Origin of the sequence: Jannaschia marina (assembly GCF_013404595.1) — a bacterium.
Taxonomy (GTDB): Bacteria; Pseudomonadota; Alphaproteobacteria; order Rhodobacterales; family Rhodobacteraceae; genus Jannaschia; species Jannaschia marina.
The window spans coordinates 31,589-51,847 of sequence record NZ_JABVAX010000006.1 but is presented as its reverse complement, the minus strand read 5'-3'; the positions used below and the strand labels follow the sequence as shown (position 1 = coordinate 51,847).

General features: G+C 68.6%; 19 protein-coding genes and 1 pseudogene. 11 read left to right on the top strand and 9 right to left on the bottom strand.

Features of this window, described 5'->3' with window-relative positions:
• Position 1 precedes the first annotated feature (1 nt).
• Positions 2-874 carry a mechanosensitive ion channel family protein gene (locus tag HSX43_RS11730; RefSeq protein WP_179380330.1) on the bottom strand — a complete coding sequence of 291 codons (873 nt, stop codon included), beginning with the start codon at positions 872-874 and terminating at the stop codon, positions 2-4.
• A 129-nt stretch (positions 875-1,003) separates the two neighbouring features.
• On the opposite strand from HSX43_RS11730, the gene HSX43_RS11725 reads away from it, so the two are divergent.
• Positions 1,004-2,272, top strand: coding sequence for an NAD(P)/FAD-dependent oxidoreductase (locus tag HSX43_RS11725; protein WP_208454584.1), 1,269 nt, complete (start codon positions 1,004-1,006; stop codon positions 2,270-2,272).
• Positions 2,273-2,290: 18 nt separating this feature from the next.
• Here the strand turns inward: HSX43_RS11725 and argE are convergent, their stop codons facing one another.
• Positions 2,291-3,457, bottom strand: coding sequence for an acetylornithine deacetylase (gene argE / locus HSX43_RS11720; RefSeq protein WP_179380329.1), 1,167 nt, complete (start codon positions 3,455-3,457; stop codon positions 2,291-2,293).
• Between the two features lie 204 nt (positions 3,458-3,661).
• Here argE and HSX43_RS11715 point away from each other — a divergent pair, with 204 nt between their 5' ends.
• From HSX43_RS11715 to HSX43_RS11695, 5 genes are all read left to right on the top strand, one after another.
• A complete protein-coding gene (locus HSX43_RS11715; protein WP_179380328.1) occupies positions 3,662-4,672 on the top strand; it encodes an ABC transporter ATP-binding protein in 1,011 nt (336 codons plus the stop codon).
• Positions 4,669-5,652 carry an ABC transporter ATP-binding protein gene (locus tag HSX43_RS11710; RefSeq protein ID WP_179380327.1) on the top strand — a complete coding sequence of 328 codons (984 nt, stop codon included), beginning with the start codon at positions 4,669-4,671 and terminating at the stop codon, positions 5,650-5,652. The genes HSX43_RS11715 and HSX43_RS11710 overlap by 4 nt, the downstream gene beginning before the upstream one ends.
• A 56-nt stretch (positions 5,653-5,708) precedes the next feature.
• Entirely contained in the window at positions 5,709-7,424 is a 1,716-nt protein-coding gene (locus tag HSX43_RS11705) for a peptide ABC transporter substrate-binding protein (protein ID WP_179380326.1), read from the top strand.
• Between the two features lie 146 nt (positions 7,425-7,570).
• A complete protein-coding gene (locus HSX43_RS11700) occupies positions 7,571-8,578 on the top strand; it encodes an ABC transporter permease (protein ID WP_179380325.1) in 1,008 nt (335 codons plus the stop codon).
• Entirely contained in the window at positions 8,571-9,551 is a 981-nt protein-coding gene (locus HSX43_RS11695; protein ID WP_179380324.1) for an ABC transporter permease, read from the top strand. The genes HSX43_RS11700 and HSX43_RS11695 overlap by 8 nt, the downstream gene beginning before the upstream one ends.
• 52 nt (positions 9,552-9,603) lie before the next feature.
• Here the strand turns inward: HSX43_RS11695 and HSX43_RS11690 are convergent, their stop codons facing one another.
• From HSX43_RS11690 to HSX43_RS11670, 5 genes are read right to left on the bottom strand one after another with little or no spacing between them, the layout of a single operon-like run.
• A complete protein-coding gene (locus HSX43_RS11690; protein ID WP_179380323.1) occupies positions 9,604-10,014 on the bottom strand; it encodes a VOC family protein in 411 nt (136 codons plus the stop codon).
• Entirely contained in the window at positions 10,011-10,652 is a 642-nt protein-coding gene (gene nthA / locus HSX43_RS11685) for a nitrile hydratase subunit alpha (protein WP_179380322.1), read from the bottom strand. The genes HSX43_RS11690 and nthA overlap by 4 nt, the downstream gene beginning before the upstream one ends.
• Positions 10,652-10,885: an SH3-like domain-containing protein gene (locus HSX43_RS19825; protein ID WP_268884065.1), complete on the bottom strand. Its 234-nt coding sequence runs from the start codon at positions 10,883-10,885 to the stop codon at positions 10,652-10,654. Before HSX43_RS19825 ends, nthA begins: the two co-directional genes overlap by 1 nt.
• Positions 10,886-10,913: 28 nt before the next feature.
• A complete protein-coding gene (locus tag HSX43_RS19820) occupies positions 10,914-11,261 on the bottom strand; it encodes an SH3-like domain-containing protein (RefSeq protein WP_268884064.1) in 348 nt (115 codons plus the stop codon).
• The gene (locus tag HSX43_RS11670) at positions 11,258-11,686 is read right to left on the bottom strand and encodes a TIGR01244 family sulfur transferase (RefSeq protein ID WP_179380320.1); all 429 of its coding nucleotides are present in this window, start codon (positions 11,684-11,686) and stop codon (positions 11,258-11,260) included. Before HSX43_RS11670 ends, HSX43_RS19820 begins: the two co-directional genes overlap by 4 nt.
• A 149-nt stretch (positions 11,687-11,835) precedes the next feature.
• Between HSX43_RS11670 and HSX43_RS11665 the strand changes: the two genes are divergently transcribed.
• The 4 genes and pseudogenes from HSX43_RS11665 (at position 11,836) to HSX43_RS11650 (ending at position 16,312) form a co-directional block, all read left to right on the top strand.
• Positions 11,836-12,039, top strand: a complete 204-nt coding sequence (locus HSX43_RS11665) for a ParD-like family protein (protein WP_179380319.1) — start codon at positions 11,836-11,838, stop codon at positions 12,037-12,039.
• A 1-nt stretch (position 12,040) separates the two neighbouring features.
• Positions 12,041-12,849, top strand: a pseudogene (gene map, locus HSX43_RS20020) (type I methionyl aminopeptidase).
• A gap of 98 nt (positions 12,850-12,947) precedes the next feature.
• On the top strand, positions 12,948-14,834 hold the full coding sequence (locus HSX43_RS11655; protein ID WP_179380318.1) for an AMP-binding protein: 1,887 nt from the start codon (positions 12,948-12,950) through the stop codon (positions 14,832-14,834).
• Positions 14,831-16,312 carry a response regulator gene (locus HSX43_RS11650; protein WP_179380317.1) on the top strand — a complete coding sequence of 494 codons (1,482 nt, stop codon included), beginning with the start codon at positions 14,831-14,833 and terminating at the stop codon, positions 16,310-16,312. Before HSX43_RS11655 ends, HSX43_RS11650 begins: the two co-directional genes overlap by 4 nt.
• A 9-nt stretch (positions 16,313-16,321) precedes the next feature.
• Here HSX43_RS11650 and HSX43_RS11645 read toward each other — a convergent pair whose 3' ends face one another.
• On the bottom strand, positions 16,322-17,581 hold the full coding sequence (locus HSX43_RS11645; protein WP_179380316.1) for a bifunctional alpha/beta hydrolase/OsmC family protein: 1,260 nt from the start codon (positions 17,579-17,581) through the stop codon (positions 16,322-16,324).
• A 198-nt stretch (positions 17,582-17,779) separates the two neighbouring features.
• On the bottom strand, positions 17,780-19,111 hold the full coding sequence (gene gltX, locus HSX43_RS11640; RefSeq protein ID WP_179380315.1) for a glutamate--tRNA ligase: 1,332 nt from the start codon (positions 19,109-19,111) through the stop codon (positions 17,780-17,782).
• A 166-nt stretch (positions 19,112-19,277) separates the two neighbouring features.
• On the opposite strand from gltX, the gene HSX43_RS11635 reads away from it, so the two are divergent.
• Positions 19,278-20,192, top strand: a complete 915-nt coding sequence (locus HSX43_RS11635) for an MBL fold metallo-hydrolase (RefSeq protein WP_179380314.1) — start codon at positions 19,278-19,280, stop codon at positions 20,190-20,192.
• Positions 20,193-20,259: the final 67 nt, after the last annotated feature.

Genomic DNA, 20,259 nt, shown 5'->3' with positions numbered 1-20,259 from the left:
GTCAGCCCGTCTCCTTCGTTTCGTCGTGAAAGAGGACCGTCTGGGTCGGGAAGGGGATGTCGATGCCGTTCCGGGCAAAGGCGTCTTCGACGGCGAGCATCACCTCCGATCCGGTCCGGACCACGTCCAATTGTTCGGGGCGCGTCCACCACCAGAGCTTCACGACCTTGGCGAAATCCCCCAGATCGGTCGAGAAGGCCTGTGGCGCGGGATCGGACAGAACCCCCTCCACGCTTTCCGCGGCCTCGATGGCGACGGCGATGGCACGGGCCGTGTCGCTGCCGTAGGTGATGCCGAAGCCGTACTCCGAGCGCCGCTTCTCGAAGGCCGTGTTGACCGTAATCGCGTTGGTGTAGACGTCGGAGTTCGGGATGACGACGCGCTTGCCGTCGTAGGTGCGGATGAGGGTGGCCCGGGTCTCGATGTGCTCGACCGTGCCCTCGTAGTCGCCCGCGACGATCTGGTCGCCGACCTCGAAGGGCTGCCGGATCAGGATCAGGATGCCCGCCAGCAGGTTTTGCAGGATGTCCTTGAAGGCGAACCCTATGGCGACCGAGCCGATGCCGAGCCCGGCGATCAGATCGCCCGGCCGGATCGAGGGCATGACGATGGTCAGGGCGAAGAGCCCGCCCGCGATCCAGACGATCCACTTGAACACGCTGCCGATCACCGCGCCGAGGTCCGCGCGTCCGCGTGACCGGGTCATCCGCCGGACCGCCCAGGCGCAGAGAAGCCCGAGGCCCACGAAGAGAAGGAGCACGACGATCGCCACGGCGATGTTGGGGATCAGCCGGAAAAAGCCGTCGACCCAGCTGTCGACCTTGTCGAGGATGAGTTCGGGGTCGGCCTCGACCGCGCCGTCTTCGGGGTTCATGGCGTCTCCTGCGGTTGCAGGACAACGGCGGGGGGCGAGGCGTGGTTCCCGCGGCGCGGGCACGCGCTTGCGGCCGGGGCAGGAGGCGTATGTCTCGGCCCCGGACGGTATCCGGAACGGAGCGATACGATGGCCGAAACCGAGATCCGGGACAGACATCGCCTCGTCGTCGTGGGCGGGGGGTTCGGCGGGCTGCAATGCGTGAAGTCGCTGCGTGGCGCGGGGCTCGACATCACGCTGATCGACCGGCGCAACCATCACCTGTTCCAGCCGCTGCTCTATCAGGCCGCGACGACGATCCTCTCGCCGGCGGAGATCGCCTGGCCCCTGCGTCAGATGCTGCGCGGGCGCGAGGACGTCACGACGCTGATGGCCGAGGTCTCGGACGTCGATGTCACCGTGCGGGAGATCGTTCTGACGGACGGCGCGCGCCTCGGCTACGACAGCCTCGTCCTCGCGACGGGCGCGCGTCATTCCTACTTCGGAAACGATACCTGGGCCGATCATGCGCCGGGGCTGAAGACGCTGGAGGACGCGACGCGCATCCGGCGCATGATCCTGACCGCCTTCGAGCGGGCCGAGCGTCTGCCCGAGGGGGAGGCGCGGCGCGCCGCGCTGACCTTCGCGGTGATCGGTGCGGGGCCCACGGGCGCGGAACTCGTCGGGATCATCGCCGAACTCGCACACCGGATCCTGCCGCGCGATTTCCGCCGGATCGACACGCGCGACGCCCGCGTGATGCTGATCGAGGCGGGCGACCGCGTCCTCTCGGCCTTTCCCGACACGCTGTCGGACTACGCGGCCGGGGCATTGGCCGCGCAGGGCGTCGAGCTGCGGACGGGGATGGCGGTGACGGCGATCGACGAAACCGGTATCACGATCGGGGCCGAGCGCATCGCCTGCGACACCGTGCTCTGGGCCGCGGGGGTGCAGGCCTCGCGGGCGGGGGGGTGGCTCGGGGCGGAGGTCGATCGCGCGGGCCGGGTCCACGTCGCGCCGGATCTGAGCGTGCCGGGGCATCCGGAGGTCTTCGTCATCGGCGATACCGCGGCCGTCTCGGACGCCGCGGGCACGCCCGTGCCGGGGATCGCGCCGGCGGCCAAGCAGATGGGTGCCCATGTGGCGAAGATCCTGCAGGCGCGGCTGCGGGGCAATGACGCGCCCGATCCCTTCCGGTACGCCCACGCCGGCAGCCTCGCCACCCTCGGTCGCAGCGCCGCGATCGCGGATTTCGGCCGGCTGCATCTCAGGGGGGCGCTCGCCTGGTGGGTCTGGGGCATCGCCCACATCTTCTTCCTGATCGGCAACCGCAGCCGCATCTCCGTCGCGCTGAGCTGGCTCTGGTCCTACGCGATCCGCAAGAATGCCGCGCGCCTCATCACGCGGCCCGACCGGTAGGGGTAGGGGCGGCGGCTCTCAGACCAGCGTGTCGACCACCCGGCGCAGCAGGGCCTCTCCCGCGTGGAATTGGTCCTTGGCGATCCACTCGTCGGGCTGGTGCGCCTGGGCGATGTCTCCCGGCCCGCAGACCACGGCCGAGTAGCCCCGCTCCTGAAACTGGCCGGCCTCGGTGCCATAGGTGACGACATGGGGCGCGTTGTCGCCGGTGAGCTGCCGGATGAGGGTCTCGGCCACGCCGTCGGTCTCGGGCCGGAGCGCGGGGACGCCGAGGTTCTGCTCCCAGGTCACGCCCGCCTCAGGATGCTTGCCCCTCAGGTCCGCGTCGAGTTCCTTCAGGAAGGCAAAGAGCGCCGTCTCGTGGCGCGCCACGTCGTCGCCGGCCGGACAGCGGAAGCCCAGTTTGAAGGTGCAATCCTTTGCCGTGATGTTGTGCGCGGTCCCGCCCTGGATCATGCCGACATGCGCGGTCGTATGCGGCGGGTCGAAGGCGGCGGAAATCGGGTCCGGCGTCTCGGCCATGAGTTTAGCGTTCCAGTCGTTCACCCAGTTGAGGATGCGGCCCGCCTCGTGGATGGCGCTCACCCCCTGGGGCAGCTTGGAGGAATGGACCTCGAAGCCATGGACGGTTACGTCGATGATCGTCGAGGCGTTGTGTCCGGTCACCGGGCGCAGCATCGACGGCTCGCCGATGATGGCGGCGGCGGCGCGGGGCAGGTGGGTGACCATGTCGTCGATCATCGGCGGCGCGCCGATGCAACCGACCTCCTCGTCGTAGGAGAGCGCGATCTGGAGCGGGCGGGACACCCCGCGTTCAAGCGCATAGGGCACCATGGCGAGGGCCAGCGCGTCGAACCCCTTCATGTCGCAGGTGCCGCGCCCGTAGTACCGTCCGTCCTTCTCGGTCACGGCGAAGGGCTCGACCGTCCAGTCCTGGCCGTCGACGGGCACGACGTCGGTATGCCCCGACAGGACGACGCCGCCCTCGACCTCCGGCCCGACGTTGGCATAAAGCGCCGCCTTCTTGCCGGTCGCGTCGTACACCCGCCGCGCGGAGACACCATGGGAGGCGAGATACGCCTCGACCCAGTCGACGAGGGCGAGGTTCGAGTCGCGACTCACCGTCGGGAAACCGACCAGCGTTTCCATGATTTCGAGGGCACTCGGCATCATTGGCTTGGCCATGGGGCACCTTTCGCTCGGTTCGGAAATTGCGCCATGGGTGCGGCGCGCTTGCGCATCCGTCAAGTCGAATGCCCGAAATTCGGGCGAATGCGACGACATGCCCGCGAAACGGGCAAATGCCTTGCGGGGGTCGGGGCATCTGCTACCGTTGCGCGAAATGACGGGCGTCAGACCCGGGGAACGACAACAGACGGGGAGTGGTGGATGCCGGACGGCGACACCCGAAACGTGTTGGAGGTGAAGAACCTCCAGACAGTCTTTGGAACACGCAGCGGCGAGGTGCACGCCGTCAACTCGGTCAGCTTCGAGGTGAAGCCGGGCGAGCTTCTGGGCGTCGTCGGCGAGAGCGGATCGGGCAAGTCTGTCACGATGATGTCTCTCATCGGCCTCCTGCCCAGCCCGCCGGCCGAGGTGCGGCAGGGCGAGGTGCTGCTCGAGGGGGAGGATCTGCTGAAGGTCACGCCGGCCAGGCTGCGCGACGTGCGCGGCGGCGAAGTGGGCTTCATCTTCCAGGATCCGATGACGTCGCTCAACCCGGTGTTTACCGTGGGCTACCAGATCATGGAGCCGCTGCGCCGGCACATGGGGCTGGGCAAGAAGCAGGCGCGGGCGCGGGCTGTCGAGCTGCTGGAGCTCGTCGGCATTCCCGGTGCGGCGGGGCGGCTCGGCGACTTCCCGCACCAGTTTTCCGGGGGCATGCGCCAGCGGGTGATGATCGCCATCGCGCTCGCCTGCGATCCGAAGGTGCTGATCGCGGACGAGCCGACGACGGCGCTCGACGTCACGATCCAGGCCCAGATCCTCGAGATCGTGGAGCGCCTGCGGCGGGAGCTCGGCATGGCGATAATCTGGATCACGCACGATCTCGGCGTGATCGCCGGCATCGCCGACCGCGTCCTCGTGATGTACGGCGGCCAGGTCGTGGAGCAGGCCCCTGTGCATCCGCTCTTCAACGACCCGCGTCATCCCTATACGCGCGCGCTTCTCAAGACGATCCCGTCGGTCTCGGGCGAGCGGGCCGCGAAGCTGCAGGTGATCGAGGGGCAGCCGCCGATCCTGGGCGCGGCCCCGACAGCCTGCCCGTTCCGTTCGCGCTGTCCGCTGGCCTTCGAACGCTGCCACGCCGAGAACCCGAAACGGGAGGACGTGGGGCCGGGCCACGACGTCGCCTGCTTCCATCCCCTGGCGCAGACCGCAGCGGAGGAGACCGCATGACCCCGCCGCTGGTGGAGGTCCGCGACCTCAAGATGCACTTTCCGATCTACGCCGGGATCCTGCGCAAGCAGGTGGGGGCGGTGAAGGCGGTCGACGGCGTTTCCTTCGACATTCTGGAAGGCGAGACGCTGGGCCTCGTGGGCGAATCCGGTTGCGGCAAGTCGACCTGCGGCCGTGCGGTGCTGCGTCTCTACGACATCACCGACGGTGAGATCGTCGTCGACGGCCGCGCCATCGGCGGAGAGGATCAGCGGAGCCTGCGTCGGATGCGGCCCACGATGCAGATGGTCTTCCAGGATCCGCAGGCCTGTCTCAACCCCCGCATGACCGTGGGTGCCATCATCGGCGAGCCGCTGGTGGAGCACTCGGGCATGTCCCGGGCCGAACGCACCGCGCGGGTCGAGGAGCTGATGGACAAGGTCGGGCTCAACCGCGCCTTCATCAACCGCTATCCCCACGAGTTCTCGGGCGGCCAGCGCCAGCGGATCGGCATCGCCCGCGCGCTGGCGCTCAATCCGAAGTTCATCGTCTGCGACGAACCCATCGCCGCGCTCGACGTCTCGATCCAGGCGCAGGTCGTGAACCTGCTGGAAGAGCTGCAGGACAGTCTGGGGCTGACCTATCTCTTCATCTCCCACGACCTTTCCATGGTGCGCCACATCGCCGACCGGGTCGCCGTGATGTACCTCGGCAAGGTGGTGGAGCTCGCGCCCCGCGACGCGCTCTACGATGCGCCGCTCCATCCCTACACCGAGGCGCTCCTCTCGGCGGTGCCCGAGCCCGATCCGGCAAAGGCGGGGCAGAGAAAGGATCGCATCGTCCTTCAGGGCGACGTGCCGAGCCCGGCCAATCCGCCCGAGGGCTGCAACTTCTGCACGCGCTGCCCGAAGGTCATGGACGTCTGCCGCGAGATCGACCCCGAATTCCGCGAGGTGCAGCCGGGCCACTGGGCCGCCTGCCACCTGCACGACACCGAATAACCAGACGGGGCAACCCGCGCCCGAGGCATCGAGCCCACAACAAGGAGAGTGAAAACATGACAACGAAAGCAGCCCTGCTGAGTGCAGCCGCGAGCTTCGTCCTGGCCCCGTTGGCCCATGCCGACGGCCATGAAGGCGAGCGCGGGCGTGACGGCCAGGTCAACATCATCTACTGGCAGGCTCCGTCCACGATGAACCCCTTCCTCTCGGGGGGCACGAAGGACGTCGAGGCCGGTTCGCTGGTCGTTGAGCCTCTCGCGCGTTTCGACGAGACCGGCACCATCCAGCCCTGGCTCGTCGACGAGATCCCGACGGTCGAGAACGGCGGCGTGAGCGAGGATCTGACCCAGATCACCTGGAAGATCTCGGAGGGCATCACCTGGTCGGACGGCACGCCCTTCACCTCCGCCGACGTCCAGTTCACCTATGAATACTGCACGCACCCCGAGGGCGGCTGCGCGCAGGCGACGAAATTCGAGGGCATCGAGAGCGTCGAGACACCGGACGATCTGACCGTCGTGGTCACCTTCGCCGATCCGAAGCCCTACCCCTACACCGCTTTCGTCGGCGGCGAGAGCCCGATCCTCCAGAAGGCCCAGTTCGAGAGCTGCGTCGGTGCGGCGGCGTCCTCCTGCACCGAACAGAACTTCAACCCGATCGGCACCGGTCCCTTCGTGGTCGACGAGTTCAGAACGAACGACGTGATCTCGCTCTCGGCCAACCCCAACTTCCGCTTCGAGGGCAAGCCCGCCTTCGCCACGGTCAACTTCAAGGGCGGCGGCGACGCCGAGGCCGCGGGCCGCGCGGTCATGCAGACGGGCGAATTCGACTACGCCTGGAACCTGCAGCTCGCCCCCGAGGTGATCGCGCAGATGGAGGCCGGCGGCCTCGGCACGCCGGTCGCGGGCTTCGGTCCGCTGGTCGAGCGTCTGATGCTCAACAACACCAACCCCGACCCGGCGCTCGGCCCGGACGAGCGGTCGGTCGTGCGCCCGCACCCCTTCCTGAGCGACCCGGCTGTCTACGAGGCGATGTCGATGGCGATCGACCGCCCGCTTCTGGTCGAGATCGGCTACGGCCAGGCCGGCAAGGTCACCTGCAACTGGGTGCCCGCGCCCGAGGTCTATTCCTCGACCTCGATGACCTGCGACGTGCAGGACCTGGAGGGTGCCAAGGCCAAGCTCGAAGAGGCCGGCTGGGTCGACGAGAACGGCGACGGCGTGCGCGAGAAGGACGGGGTCGAGCTGCGGATGCTCTACCAGACCTCGACCAACGCCGTGCGTCAGGACTTCCAGCAGCTCATCAAGGAATGGTGGGAGGAGATCGGCTTCGCCGTCGAGCTCCGCAACGTGTCCGGTTCGGTCTTCTTCGGCGGTGACGCGGGTTCGCCCGACACCTTCCAGAAGTTCTATGCCGACGTGGAGATGTACGCCAACACCTTCAACGGCACCGACCCGCAGGCCTATCTCGGCAACGGCCTCTGCGACAAGGCTCCGCGCCCCGAGACGCAGTGGCAGGGCGAGAACATCTCGCGCTTCTGCGACGAGGAATACGACGCGCTCTGGGCCGAATTGGCCAAGACCTCCGGCACGGACGCCCGCGCCGAGATCGCAAAGCAGCTCAACGACATGATCGTGCAGCGCGGCGGTATGATCCCGCTCGTCCATCGCGGTCGTCTGTCGGCCCATGCCAACACGCTCGGTGGCGTGGAGCTCAATGTCTGGGACAGCGAGCTGTGGAACATCGCCGATTGGTACCGCATCGCCGAATGATGTGATCCGCGGGGCGGCCTCCGGGTCGCCCCGCGCCCCACCGCGACCCGCGCGGTGGGTTTTCGCCCGCCCTATGCCCGTGGCGCTCGACGCACCGCAGGGCATGCGAAAGCCCACCATTCCCGCCCCCGCTTGCAGGACGGACCATGTTGACCTTCACCATCCGACGATTGCTCTTCGCGATCCCGACGCTTCTCTTCATCTCGCTGGCGATCTTCCTCCTGCTGGAACTCGCCCCCGGTGACCCGATGGCCAATGTGCCCCTCACGGTGCCGGCGGAGGTGAAGGAGCAGATGCGTCAGGCCCTCGGCCTCGGCGAGCCGGTGCCGGTGCGCTTCTGGAAGTGGCTCGTGCAGTTCTTCTGGGTCGAGCCGCTCAACATCTTCGACCACATGTTCGGCACGAATTTCGCCGAAGGAAAGCTGCGCATCATTTCCTGGCAGAACCGCGCGCCCGTCTTCATCACCATCGCCGAGCGCATCCCCCAGACGCTCTGGGTCGTCGGCACCTCCTATGTCGTCGCCATCCTCATCGCGATCCCCGTCGGCATCTATTCCGCCTACAAGCAGTATTCGGTCTTCGACCAGGCGGGCACCTTCGTGACGATGATCGGCTTCTCGGTGCCGCCCTTCTTCTCGGGCGTCCTCGTCATCATCATCTTCGCGGTCCAGCTGAAGTGGTTCCCCTCGATCTACGACACGCGCCATGTCGTCAGCGATTGGGACAGCTTCCTCGTGCAGGTGCGGCAGATGTTCCTGCCGGTCATGGTGCTCGCGCTGCAGATCACCTCGCAACTGAGCCGCTTCATGCGCGCCTCGATGCTCGACAATCTCAACCAGGACTATGTGCGCACCGCCCGCGCCAAGGGCCTGCGCGAGAAGTCGGTCGTCCTGATCCACGTATTGCGCAACTCGATGATCCCGGTCGTGACCGTCATCGCGCTCGGCGTGCCGGCGATCTTCGGCGGGGCGATCATCACCGAGCAGGTCTTCAAGGTGAACGGGATCGGGCAACTCCTGATCACCGCGATCCAGGCAAACGACCTGCCCATGGTCCAGACGCTCACCTTCATCTTCGCGGTGCTCATCGTGCTCTTCAACCTGATTGCGGATGTCCTCTACGGCATCCTGGACCCGAGGATCCGCTATGACTGACGCCCGCGATGCAGACACGCCCGTCGGGGCCGAGATCGAAACCGTCGCCGGCAGCGCCGCCGTCATGGGGGGCGAGCCGGTGCTCGCGACCCGCGCGCGCAGCCAGTGGTGGGACGTGTGGGACCAGTTCCGCACCCATAAGGGCGCGATGGTCGGCGCGGGCATCTTCCTCGCCATCCTCGCGCTCGTCGTGCTCGGCCCGCTCTTCGTGGAGATGGAGAACGGCATCAAGTCGAACATGCGCGCGCGCAACCAGCCGATGAGCCTCGAATACCCGCTCGGCACCGACCGCCTCGGGCGCGACCTCTTCGCGCGGATGATCGCGGGCGGGCGCGTGAGCCTTGCCGTGGGGCTCGCCGCGATGGCGCTCTCGCTCCTCCTCGGCACGCTCATCGGCGTGCTCGCCGGCTACTTCAAGCGCCTCGACGGGCCACTGATGCGCCTGACGGATCTCTTCCTCGCGCTGCCGCTCCTGCCGCTTCTGCTCGTCATGGTCCTCCTTTTCCGGGAGCCGCTGACGGCCGCCTTCGGGATCGAGGTCGGCATCTTCATCCTGATCGTCTCGGCCATCGGGATCACGTCCTGGATGCAGACCGCCCGGATCGTGCGGGGAGATGTGCTCGCCCTGAAGGAGCGGGAGTTCGTCCTTGCCGCGCGCTCCATCGGCACGCCGGCGCGGCGCATCGTGACGCGGCATGTCCTGCCGAACGTGCTGTCGCCGATCATGGTTTCGGCCACGCTGGGCATCGCGACGGCGATCATCACCGAAAGCGCGCTCTCGTTCCTCGGCCTCGGCTTCCCGCCCGACTTCCCGACCTGGGGCCGTTTGCTGAACGACGGGGTGCCCTTCCTCGAACTCTACCCGGGCCGCGCCTTCTGGCCCGGACTGGCGATCTCGCTGGTCGTCCTGTCGATCAACTACGTCGGCGACGGCCTGCGCGACGCGCTCGATCCCCGCATCCGGGGCCGGTGACAAGAGTTTTCGGCGAAAACTCTGTCGAAACTCTTCGTCGAAGAGTTTTGGCCTAGCGGAAGGCCTGCAGCGCGTCGCGGTGGACCGCGTGAAGCTTGTTGCCGTCAGGATCGCGGAAATAGGCCCCGTAGTAGTCGGGCTCGTAGTGCGGGCGCGGACCGGGCGGGCCTTCGCAGCTTCCGCCGTGGGCGAGGGCGGCGGCGTGGGCCGCGTCAACCGCGGCGCGGGAGGGCGCGATGAGGGCCACCATCGTGCCATTGCCCGCGGTGGCGGCCCCTTCGTCGAAGGGCGTCGAGATGTAGAGGCGCGGAACATGCCGGCCCGCGACAAGGAAGCAGAGCATCTCCGGTCCGCCATCGGGCTCCGGCTTGCGCTCGTGGAGCTCGAGCGCGGCGGCGACGGCGCGATAGAAGGGCGCCGCCCGGGTAAGGTCGCGCACGCCGAGGGTCGCGTGGGAGATCACGGAGCCTTCGCCACGCCGACGCCGATCATGCTGTCGCGCGTCACGAGGGCGGCGAGCGCGGCCTCGTCCATCCCCTCGGTGCCCGCGGGCCGCGCGGGGACGACGATGTAGCGCATGTCCGCCGTGCTGTCGTGGACGCGGACCGTCGTGGCCTCGGGCAATTCCAGGCCGAACTCGCGCAGCACTTTACGCGGCTCGCGCACCGTGCGGGAGCGGTAGGCGCGGGACTTGTACCAATCGGGCGGCAGGCCGAGCAGGTTGCGCGGGTAGCAGGAACAGAGCGTGCAGACGACGACGTTGTGAACGTCCTCGGTGTTCTCGACCGCGATCAGCCGCATCGGACCCACGTCGAAACCCATCTCCGCGCTGGCCGCCGAGCCGTCGGCGAGCAGCCGGTCGCGGAAGGCGGGGTCGACCCAGGCACGCGCGACCACCGCGGCACCCTGCGCGGGGCTTCGCGCGTCCATGGCGTCGATCTGCGCGGCGACCTCGGCTTCGGTGACGATGCCCTTCTCGACCATCAGCTCCCGCACGGCGATCTCCATCGCCTGCCAGTAGCTGAGGCCCGTGTCCTGATCGGCGCGGTAGGGGTGGCCCGAGGGGGACAGGCCGTCGTGGTCGTGGTGATCGTGGGGCATCAGAGCGGCTCCAGCCAATGGGCGTAGATCTCGGCGTCGAGCGTATCCTCGGGCGTCTCGGCATCGGGCCAGACGTCGCCCAGGCGGAAGCGCACGCGGTAGAGGGGCAGGGGGTCGGCGGCGTGGCCGTAGGCCAGCTGCTCGGGGTTGCTGAAGGGGCCCAGCACGCGTTCCACCGCGCCCGACTTGCCGCGCAGGTAGGCGGGCGTGCGCACGTGGCCCGGCGGCCTCATGCATTTCACGCGCACCGGGGTACCGGGTTCAAGCACCTGCATCGGTCGCCTCGCCGTAGGTGGTGCCGCGTGCCTGCACGGCCTCGATCCGCGCACCGAGTTCGGCCACGGTATAGACGCCCTGTTCGAGCATGTTCTGGTTGAGCGAGGCGACCCAGCGTTCGTAGTAGGTCATGGTCTCGAAGGCGTCCTCGCCCATGTCCTCCAGCACCCGGCGCAGTCCGTCGACGGTAAAGACGCCCTTGAGACCCGAGAGGATGACCAGCGCGTCGACCCGCTTTTCCCAGAGCGCGAAATCGTGGTCGTCGCCCGGCACCGGTCCGGCGAGGTCACCGCCCATGTCGTGCCAGCGCTTGCCGGTCGGATCGGGGATCATCGGCGGTCCTCCAGTTGGGCGATCTGCGGGCGCAGCGCGTCGAGCGGATAGCCCGCCGCGGCGGTTGCGGCGAGGATGTCGTCGGCGCTCTGCCGTCCGGCCTGCGCCAGTGCCCAGAGGATGGCCGACCGCGTGCCCGAGGCGCAATAGGCGACGACCCGGCCCTCGGCTCCGTCGATGGCGTCGGCCTGTTCCTCGATCGCGTCGAGGGTCAGCGCCATGCCGGCGACCGGATTGTAGACGTATGTGAGCCCCGCCGCCTCTGCCGCCGCCTGCATCGCCGCCGCCTGATGCGTGGGCGGTACCTCGGTGTCGGGTCGGTTGCAGATCACGGTGGTGACCCCGCCTTCGGCCAGGGCAGCCATGTCTTCCGGCTCGATCATCGGCGCGGCGGCGGTGGTCTCGTCGAGGGGGCGCAGGTCCATCGGGTCGCTTTCCTGGAGGTATGACGGGGAAACCATGCCCGCCGTCCGGGCGGAGGTAAAGGTTGCGGTTGCCGCGTCGATCGGTGGCTCGACCTTACCTGGCATGATATACGAATCATATATGTTTCGAATATCAACGGGAGGACGGGATGGGCATCGTGAAGATCGCGGACGACCTGCATGCCGACGTGCGCCGGGCGAGTTCCGTCATGTGCCGCTCGATCAACGCGCAGGCGGAGTTCTGGATGAAGATCGGGATGCTGGCCGAGGCCAACCCGACCCTCTCGTTCAGCGAAATCGTCAAGATGCAGCTCGAGGCGGTACAGGTGCCCCCGGTCGCGCCGGTCTCCTGAGATGGTCAAGACGCCCGCTGAACTGGCGGCGATGCGTCGCTCGGGCGGGCTGCTGGCGCAGGTCTTCGAGCGGCTCGACGGGATGGACCTGCGGGGTCTCTCGACGCTCGAGGTCAATGACCGGGTCGAGCGCCACATCATCGAAGACCTCAAGGCGCGGCCGGCGAGCAAGGGGCAATACGGCTTCGACTTCGTACTTAACGCGTCCGTCAACGAGGAGGTCTGCCACGGCATCCCGGACGCGCGCAGAGTGCTCTGCGACGGCGACATCGTGAACCTTGATATCACGCTCGAAAAGACGGCTTCATCGCGGATGCAAGCAAGACCTATACCGTCGGCAGCGCGGGCCCCGCCGCCCGCCGGATCGTGCGTATCGCCGAGGAGACGCTCTGGCAGGGGATCCGTCAGGTGCGGCCGGGTGCCCATCTGGGCGACGTCGGCCACGCGATCGAGCGGCACGCGAAGCGCCGGGGTTGCAGCGTCGTGCGGGAGTATTGCGGCCACGGCATTGGGCGGCGGATGCACGAGCCGCCCAACGTGCTCAACTTCGGCAAACCGGGCACGGGGGAGCGGCTGCGGCCCGGGATGACCTTCACGATCGAGCCGATGGTCAACCTCGGCACGCGGCGGGTGCGGACCCTGCCCGACGGCTGGACGGTCGTGACCGGGGACGGGCGGCTGTCGGCCCAGTTCGAGCATACCGTGGCCGTGACCGAACGTGGCGTCGAGGTGCTGACCCTCGGTGGACGCCAGGCGGGCCAGGGCCCTCGCACGAGCCGAGATCCTGCGCCGACGAAAGAATGCCCCTAGGTTAACGCTAAACCTTTGGTTTCGGGCCGGGGGCATCTTGCACGCCGTCCCGCCACGCCCCTAGAAATCCTCCGAGGAACCAAAGGAGGGGGAACGGCATGGGCTGGAAAGAGGAATGGGAGCGGTCGGTTGCGGACCCCGACGGCTTCTGGATGGAGCAGGCGACCACGATCGACTGGGCTACTAAGCCCTCCAAGGCGCTGCACGACAAGGGCGGGCCGGTTCCCGAATGGTTCAGCGACGGCATGGTCAACACCTGCTGGAACGCGATCGACCGGCATGTCGCGGCCGGCCACGGCGCGCGCACGGCGATCATCTACGACAGCCCCGTCACCGACACGGTCGAGCATATCTCCTACGCCGAGCTGCAGGACCGGGTGGCGCGCCTTGCCGGCGGACTCGCGGAGCGGGGCGTGGGCAAGGGCGACCGCGTCATCATCTACATGCCGATGGTGCCTCAGGCGCTCGAGGCGATGCTGGCCTGCGCGCGCATCGGCGCGATCCACTCGGTCGTCTTCGGAGGGTTCGCCGCCGCCGAACTGGCGGTGCGGATCGACGACGCGAAGCCGAAGGCCGTACTCGCCGGCTCCTGCGGGATCGAACCGGGCCGGGTCGTCCCCTACAAGCCGCTCCTCGACGAGGCGATCGGGATCGCGACCCATACCCCCGATTTCTGCGTCGTCCTGCAGCGACCCGAGGGTCTCGCCGACATGACCGCGCGTGACGTCGACTGGGAGGATTTCACCGAAGCCGAGCCGGTCGACTGCATTCCCGTCGAGGGAACCCACCCGGCCTACATCCTCTATACCTCCGGCACGACCGGGGCTCCGAAGGGGGTCGTCCGCGCGACGGGCGGCCATCTCGTCGCACTCGACTGGACGATGACCAACATCTACGGCGTGAAGCCGGGAGAGGTCTATTGGGCGGCGTCGGACGTGGGCTGGGTCGTCGGGCACAGCTACATCTGCTACGCGCCGCTCGTCCACGGCTGCACCACCGTCGTCTTCGAAGGCAAACCGGTCGGCACGCCCGACCCCTCGACCTTCTGGCGCGTCATCTCCGACCACAAGGTCGCGGCCTTCTTTACCGCGCCCACCGCCTTCCGCGCCGTCCGGCGGGAGGATCCGGAGGCGAAATTCATGGAGGGCCACGACATCTCGAGCCTGCGCGCCGTCTTCCTCGCGGGGGAACGCGCCGATCCCGATACCGTCGAGTGGATCGGCAAGGTCACGGGTCGTCCGGTCGTCGACCATTGGTGGCAGACGGAGACCGGCTGGACCATCGCCGGCAACCCGCTCGGCCTGGAGGCGCTGCCGATCAAGACCGGTTCGCCCTCGGTGCCGATGCCGGGCTACGACGTGCGCGTCCTCGACGAGGAGGGGCATCCGGTCGAGGCGAACACCCTCGGCGCGATCGCGATCAAGCTGCCGATGCCGCCCGGTACCCTGCCGACGCTCTGGAACGCGGAGGCGCGCTTCCGCACGTCCTATCTCGAGACCTTCCCCGGCTACTACGAGACCGGCGACGCGGGTATGATCGACGAAGACGGCTACCTCTGGATCATGGCGCGCACTGATGACGTCATCAACGTCGCGGGTCACCGTCTCTCGACGGGAGCGATGGAGGAGGTGCTGGCCGGGCACCCGGATGTCGCGGAATGTGCCGTGATCGGCGTGGCCGATGCGCTCAAGGGCCAGATGCCCGTCGGGCTCCTCTGTCTGACCTCCGGTGTCGACCGTCCGGAGGCGGAGGTCGTCGGTGAATGTGTGGCGCGGATGCGTGAGGTGATCGGGCCCGTCGCCGCCTTCAAGCAGGCGGTGGTGGTCGATCGGCTGCCCAAGACGCGATCGGGAAAGATCCTGCGGGCGAGCATGGTCAAGGTCGCCGAAGGCCGGCTCGACAAGGTGCCGGCCACGATCGACGACCCGGCGATCCTCGACGAGATCGGAGCCGCGCTCGGACGGATCGGATACCCGGCCGCATGAGCGGTCCGGACGACGATCCGGATCCCCCGCCCGCCGCGGCGCAGCTTCTGGCGCACGACATCCGCTCCGCCGTGTCCGACGTGATCGGCGGCGTGCGCCTGATGGACCGCGACGCGCTCGAGCCCGACCTTCGTCGGCAGCTCGACCGCGTCCAGACGGCGGCCGAACTGCTCGCGCGGCTGGTCGAGGAACTGCTCCACGGCACGCCGCGCGACACGGTCGGGCCGATCGGCAACCTCAACCTCCACCGCTTCTGCGCGGACGAGCTGCGCCGCTGGCACGGGGCTGCCGAGGGCACCGGCATCGTCGTGAACCTCGACCGGACGGCCGATGTGCCGAAGATCGTCCAACTGCCCCTCCTGCCGCTGCGGCGGGTGGTGGCGAACATGATGTCGAACGCGCTGCGCCACTCGGGGGGCACCCGGGTCACGCTGGGCAGTGCCCTGCAGCCCGACGGGACGCTTCGGATCAGCGTCCAAGACGACGGTCGCGGCCTGCCCGGACGGATCCTGCGCGACGGGCCGCCCGGTCCGGCCGAGGACGAGACCAGCCCGGCTCCGCGCAATGGCATGGGTCTTCAGATCGTTGCGGCCCATGCGCGCGGCATGGGCGCGCGGTGCGAGTTCGGGACGAGCCCGATGGGTGGCGCCGAGGTTGTGCTCGCGATCCCGCGCGCCGTCTGGTCCCGGCTGGAGGAGCCGGAGGCGGATGCGGCGCTGCCGGATTTGAGCGGCCACCGCATCCTCGTGGCCGACGACAGTGCGACCAACCGGCTCTTGGTGCAGGGGATGCTGACGCAGATGGGCGCGGAATGCGAACTGGCCGCCGACGGGATCGAGGCGCTCAACTGGCTTGCGCGGGAGCGGTTCGACCTCGCCCTCGTCGACATCGAGATGCCCGCGCTCGGCGGGCTCGACGTGCTGCGCTCGGAGCGCCTGCGGCAGGCCCGCGGCGTCGCGCCGCCGACGTCAATGGTTGCGATGACGGCCTATGTTCTGCGGGACAACCGTGACGCCATCGTCGAGGCGGGGGCCGACGGGATCCTGGCCAAGCCGCTCGGCCGGATCGAGGCCTTCGGCGCGGCGATCCGCCACTTCCTCGCCGATGCGCCCGATGCCTCCAGCTGGGTGCCCGAGGCCGCGCCGCCGCTTTCTGCGGCCACGCTCGTCGAGTTGATGCAGGCGGCGGGATCGGAATACGAGGCCGATCTTCTGGCCCGGCTGTCCGAGGATCTAGCGGACGTCGAGGCGGCCATGACCGCTGCGCTGGCCGTCGACGACCGCGACACCCTGCGTGCGCAAACCCATGTCCTTCTGTCTTTGAGCAGTGCCGTCGGTGCCCTGCCGACGCAGCAGGCCGCACGTCATCTCAATCAGTTGGCGGCGGAGGGGGCGGCGGACCTGACGGAGGCGGCGGAACTCTGTCTCGCGCGGCTGGCCGAGATGCGTGTGGAACTTGCGAAGGTCGAACTGCCCTGACCGGGGACGTCAGGCCGCCGTTTCGCCGGCGTCGCGAGGCTCTTCCTCCACCGTTTCCTCCAGCACCGTCTCCACCGTGGCTCCGGTCTCGAGCGTGCGGTGAACGGGGCAGCGGTCGGCGATCTCCAGGAGGCGCGCGCGTTGTTCGGCGTCGAGCGGACCGCAGAGGCGGATGATCCGTCGGAACCGGTCGATCCGCTCGCCCGAGGCCGAGGGCGCGTCCTGCGCGTGCATCCGGTCGTGGGTCACATCGACGGTCACGCCCTCGAGCGGCCATTTCTTGCGCCGGGCATACATCCGCAGCGTCATCGAGGTACAGGCCCCGAGGCTCGCGGCCATCAGCTGATAGGGCGAGAGGCCCCGGTCCGTGCCGCCATAGGCGACGGGCTCGTCGGCCTTGATGTGATGCTTGCCGCCCGAGGCGACGATGTCCTGGGCGAAGCCGTCGGGGGCGATCTCGCTCACTCGGGTCACGCCCTCGGGCGCGCCGATGGGCGGTGCCGGGCGGCGCAGGTCGAGGTATTTCGTCGCCCAGGCGGCGATCACGTCGGCGGCGTATTCGGCATCGGCCGGATTGGTGACGAGGTGGTCGGCTTCGTCGAGCGTCACGAAGCTCTTGGGGTGCTTCGCGGCAAGGAAGATGCGCGTCGCGCTGTCGATGCCGACGGTCTCGTCGCGGGGCGCGTGTAGGACGAGGAGCGCGGGCTTCAGTGCGCCGATCGCGCTCTCGAGGTTCTGGCCCGAGATATCCTCCACGAAACCCTTCCCGATCCGCAGCTTGCGCCCGCCGAGCCGCACCTCGCCCACGCCGTCGCGTGCGATGGTCTCGAGCGCGCCCTCGAAGTGATGGGTCACATGGCCCAGGTCGTAGGGCGCGCCGATCGTCGCGACGGCACGGGTCGAGGGGATCTCGGCCGCCGCGCGCAGGACGGCGGCCCCGCCGAGCGAATGGCCGATCAGGAGGTCGACATCCATGCCGCGCGCGTCGAGCGCGTTTGCCGCCGCCACCAGATCGGAGACATTGGTCGAGAAGGAGGTGTTCTCGAACTCCCCCTTCGAATGCCCGAGGCCGGTGAAGTCGAACCGTAGCACCGCGATCCCGAGCCCGGCGAGCCGCGCGGCGATCCGGCGGGCGGCCGGGATGTCCTTGCCGCAGGTGAAACAATGCGCCATCAGCGCAGTGGCGACGGGGGCCTCGTCGGGCAGATCGAGGCGCGCGCTCAGGTCGCTGCCGTCGTGTCCCTCGAATGTGAATCGTTCGGTGCGCATGGGCGGAATCCTTCGGTGTTGACCCGAAGATGGGGCCCGAACGCCCTCTCTGGCAACCGAAGCGACCCTGTGGTCACGCGCCTGTTACCCTTTGATACAAGGCTATCGCGTCCCCGTGAGGGGCACGCAACGTCATTGAAACAATCGGGGCCGGGGCCGCCGGCACAGCGGCCGATTGTTACGGGCCGGCCATTCGCCTCAAACGCGGGGCCCCTTTTGCAACAGCGGCATCAGATCGCCCATGCCGGGGCCCGTCGTGCGCCCCGTGAGCGCGAGGCGCAGCGGCTTGAAGAGGGCGGCCCCCTTCCGGCCCGTGGCCGCCTTGACGGCCGCCGTCCACTCGCCCCAGGTTTCTTCCGTCCAGGGCTGCGGCGGCAGGAGCGCGAGCGCCTCGGCCACGAACGCACGGTCGTCCTCGGGGATTTCGGGGCTCGCGCCGTTCTGCATCAGCTCCCACCAGCCGGCGATGTCGGCCCGGGTGGCGATGTTCTCGCGCACGACCGTCCAGAAGGCATCGCGGCTCTCTTCCGGGACGCCGAGCGCGGCGATCTCCGCCTCGGCCCCGGCGCGGGGCAGGGCGGCAAGATAGCTCGCGGTGAGCGGTTTCAGGTCGTCGACGTTGAACTTGGTCGGGGCCACGCCGAAGGCGTCGAGGTCGAAATGCGCCACGATCTCCTCCATGGAGCCGCGCAGCTCGATCGGCTGCGACGAGCCGAGCCGCGCCATCATCGACACGAGCGCCATCGGCTCGATCCCCGCGACGCGCAGGTCGCGGATGGACAGCGTGCCGAGCCGTTTCGAGAGCGCCTCGCCCTGCGGCCCGGTCAGGAGGGAATGGTGCGCGAAGGCGGGCGCGGTGCCGCCGAGCGCGTCGATGATCTGGATCTGCGTCGCGGTGTTCGTGACGTGATCCGAGCCGCGCACCACATGGGTCACGCCCATCTCGGTGTCGTCCACGACGCTCGCGATCGTGTAGAGAACCTGCCCGTCGCCCCGGATCAGCACCGGGTCCGAGACCGAGGCCGCGTCGATCGAGAGCGGCCCGAGGATGCCGTCGGTCCATTCGATGCGCGCGTGGTCGAGCTTGAAGCGCCAGTGGCCGCCCCGCTCTGCCCGCAAGCGGTCCTTCTCCTGCTCCGACAGCGCGAGCGCCGCGCGGTCGTAGACCGGCGGCTTGCCCATGTTCAGCTGTTTCTTGCGCTTCAGGTCCAGTTCCGTCGGCGTCTCGAACGCCTCGTAGAGCCGCTCGCTCGCCCGCATGGCATCCGCGGCGGCGGCATAGCGGTCGAGCCGGGTCGACTGCCGCTCTTCCCGGTCCCAGGTGAGGCCCAGCCATTCGAGGTCTTCGCGGATGGCATCGGCGTATTCGTCCTTCGACCGCTCGGGGTCGGTATCGTCGAGCCGCAGGATGAAGGTGCCGCCGGCCTTGCGCGCGATGGCCCAGTTCAGGACGGCCGTGCGCAGGTTGCCGACGTGGATGTGGCCGGTGGGCGAGGGGGCGAAACGGGTGACGGTCTTCGTGTCGGGCATGGGCGGCTCCTTTGAGCGCGCATGTGCCACCGACGCGGGGGCGCTGTCCAGTGGCGCACAGGCGCGGGCCCCGACGCGCATCGTGGTGACGCAGCCGTGATGTGGCACCTCACCCGGCCCGGGCTACCTTGCGGCATATCATCGCGATCAACTGGGAGATCCCGCCATGACCAAGCTGACCCGTCGCGCCGCCCTCGGGGCAGGTGCCGCGCTGCCCTTCGCCGCCGCGCTGCCCGCCGCCGCCGCCGCGCCGAAGCAGGAGCCGATGCAGCAGAACGTGCGCCGCTTCAACTTGGGCGACCTTGAGGTGACGACGCTCCTCGCGAACACGGTTACGAACCCGAACGATCCCCAGACGATCTTCGGCATGAACGTCGATGCCGAGACCTTCAAGGAGGTGTCGGATGCCGCCTTCATCCCCACCGACGTCAACCAGTTCTTCTTCACGCCGACGCTCGTGAACACGGGCGAAAGCCTCGTCCTCTTCGATACGGGCCAGTCGCCCGAGGACATCACCGCCGCGGTCGAGGCCGCGGGCTATGCCGCCGGCGACGTCGACACGGTGATCCTGACGCATATGCACGGCGACCACATCGGCGGTCTCATGTCGGGCGGCGCGCCGACCTTCGCCAATGCCGCCTACGTGACCGCGCAGGCCGAGTTCGACGCCTGGGCCGCGCAGGAAAACGAGGGGTTCGAAGCCAACGTGCGCCCGCTCGCCGAGAAGATGACCTTCCTCGCCGATGGCGCGGACGCGGCCCCGGGCATCACCGCCGTCGCGGCCTTCGGGCATACGCCGGGGCACATGACCTACCGCCTCTCGTCCGGGGAGAAGTCGCTCCTCGTGGCGGCCGATCTGGCCAATCACTACGTCTGGTCGCTCGCGCACCCCGACTGGGAGGTCCGCTTCGACATGGACAAGGCGGCGGCGGCGGCCTCGCGCCGCAACATCCTCGGGATGCTCGCCGCCGAGCGGATGCCGATGATCGGCTATCACATGCCGTTCCCCGCCGTCGGCTACGTCGAGACCCGGGGCGACGGCTTCCACTGGGTGCCCGAGAGCTACCAGATGATGCTCTGACGCGGAGCGGGCGGGGGCGCTGCCCCCGCACCCCCGGCGTATTTGAGGCCAAGGGAAGGGCCGCGGA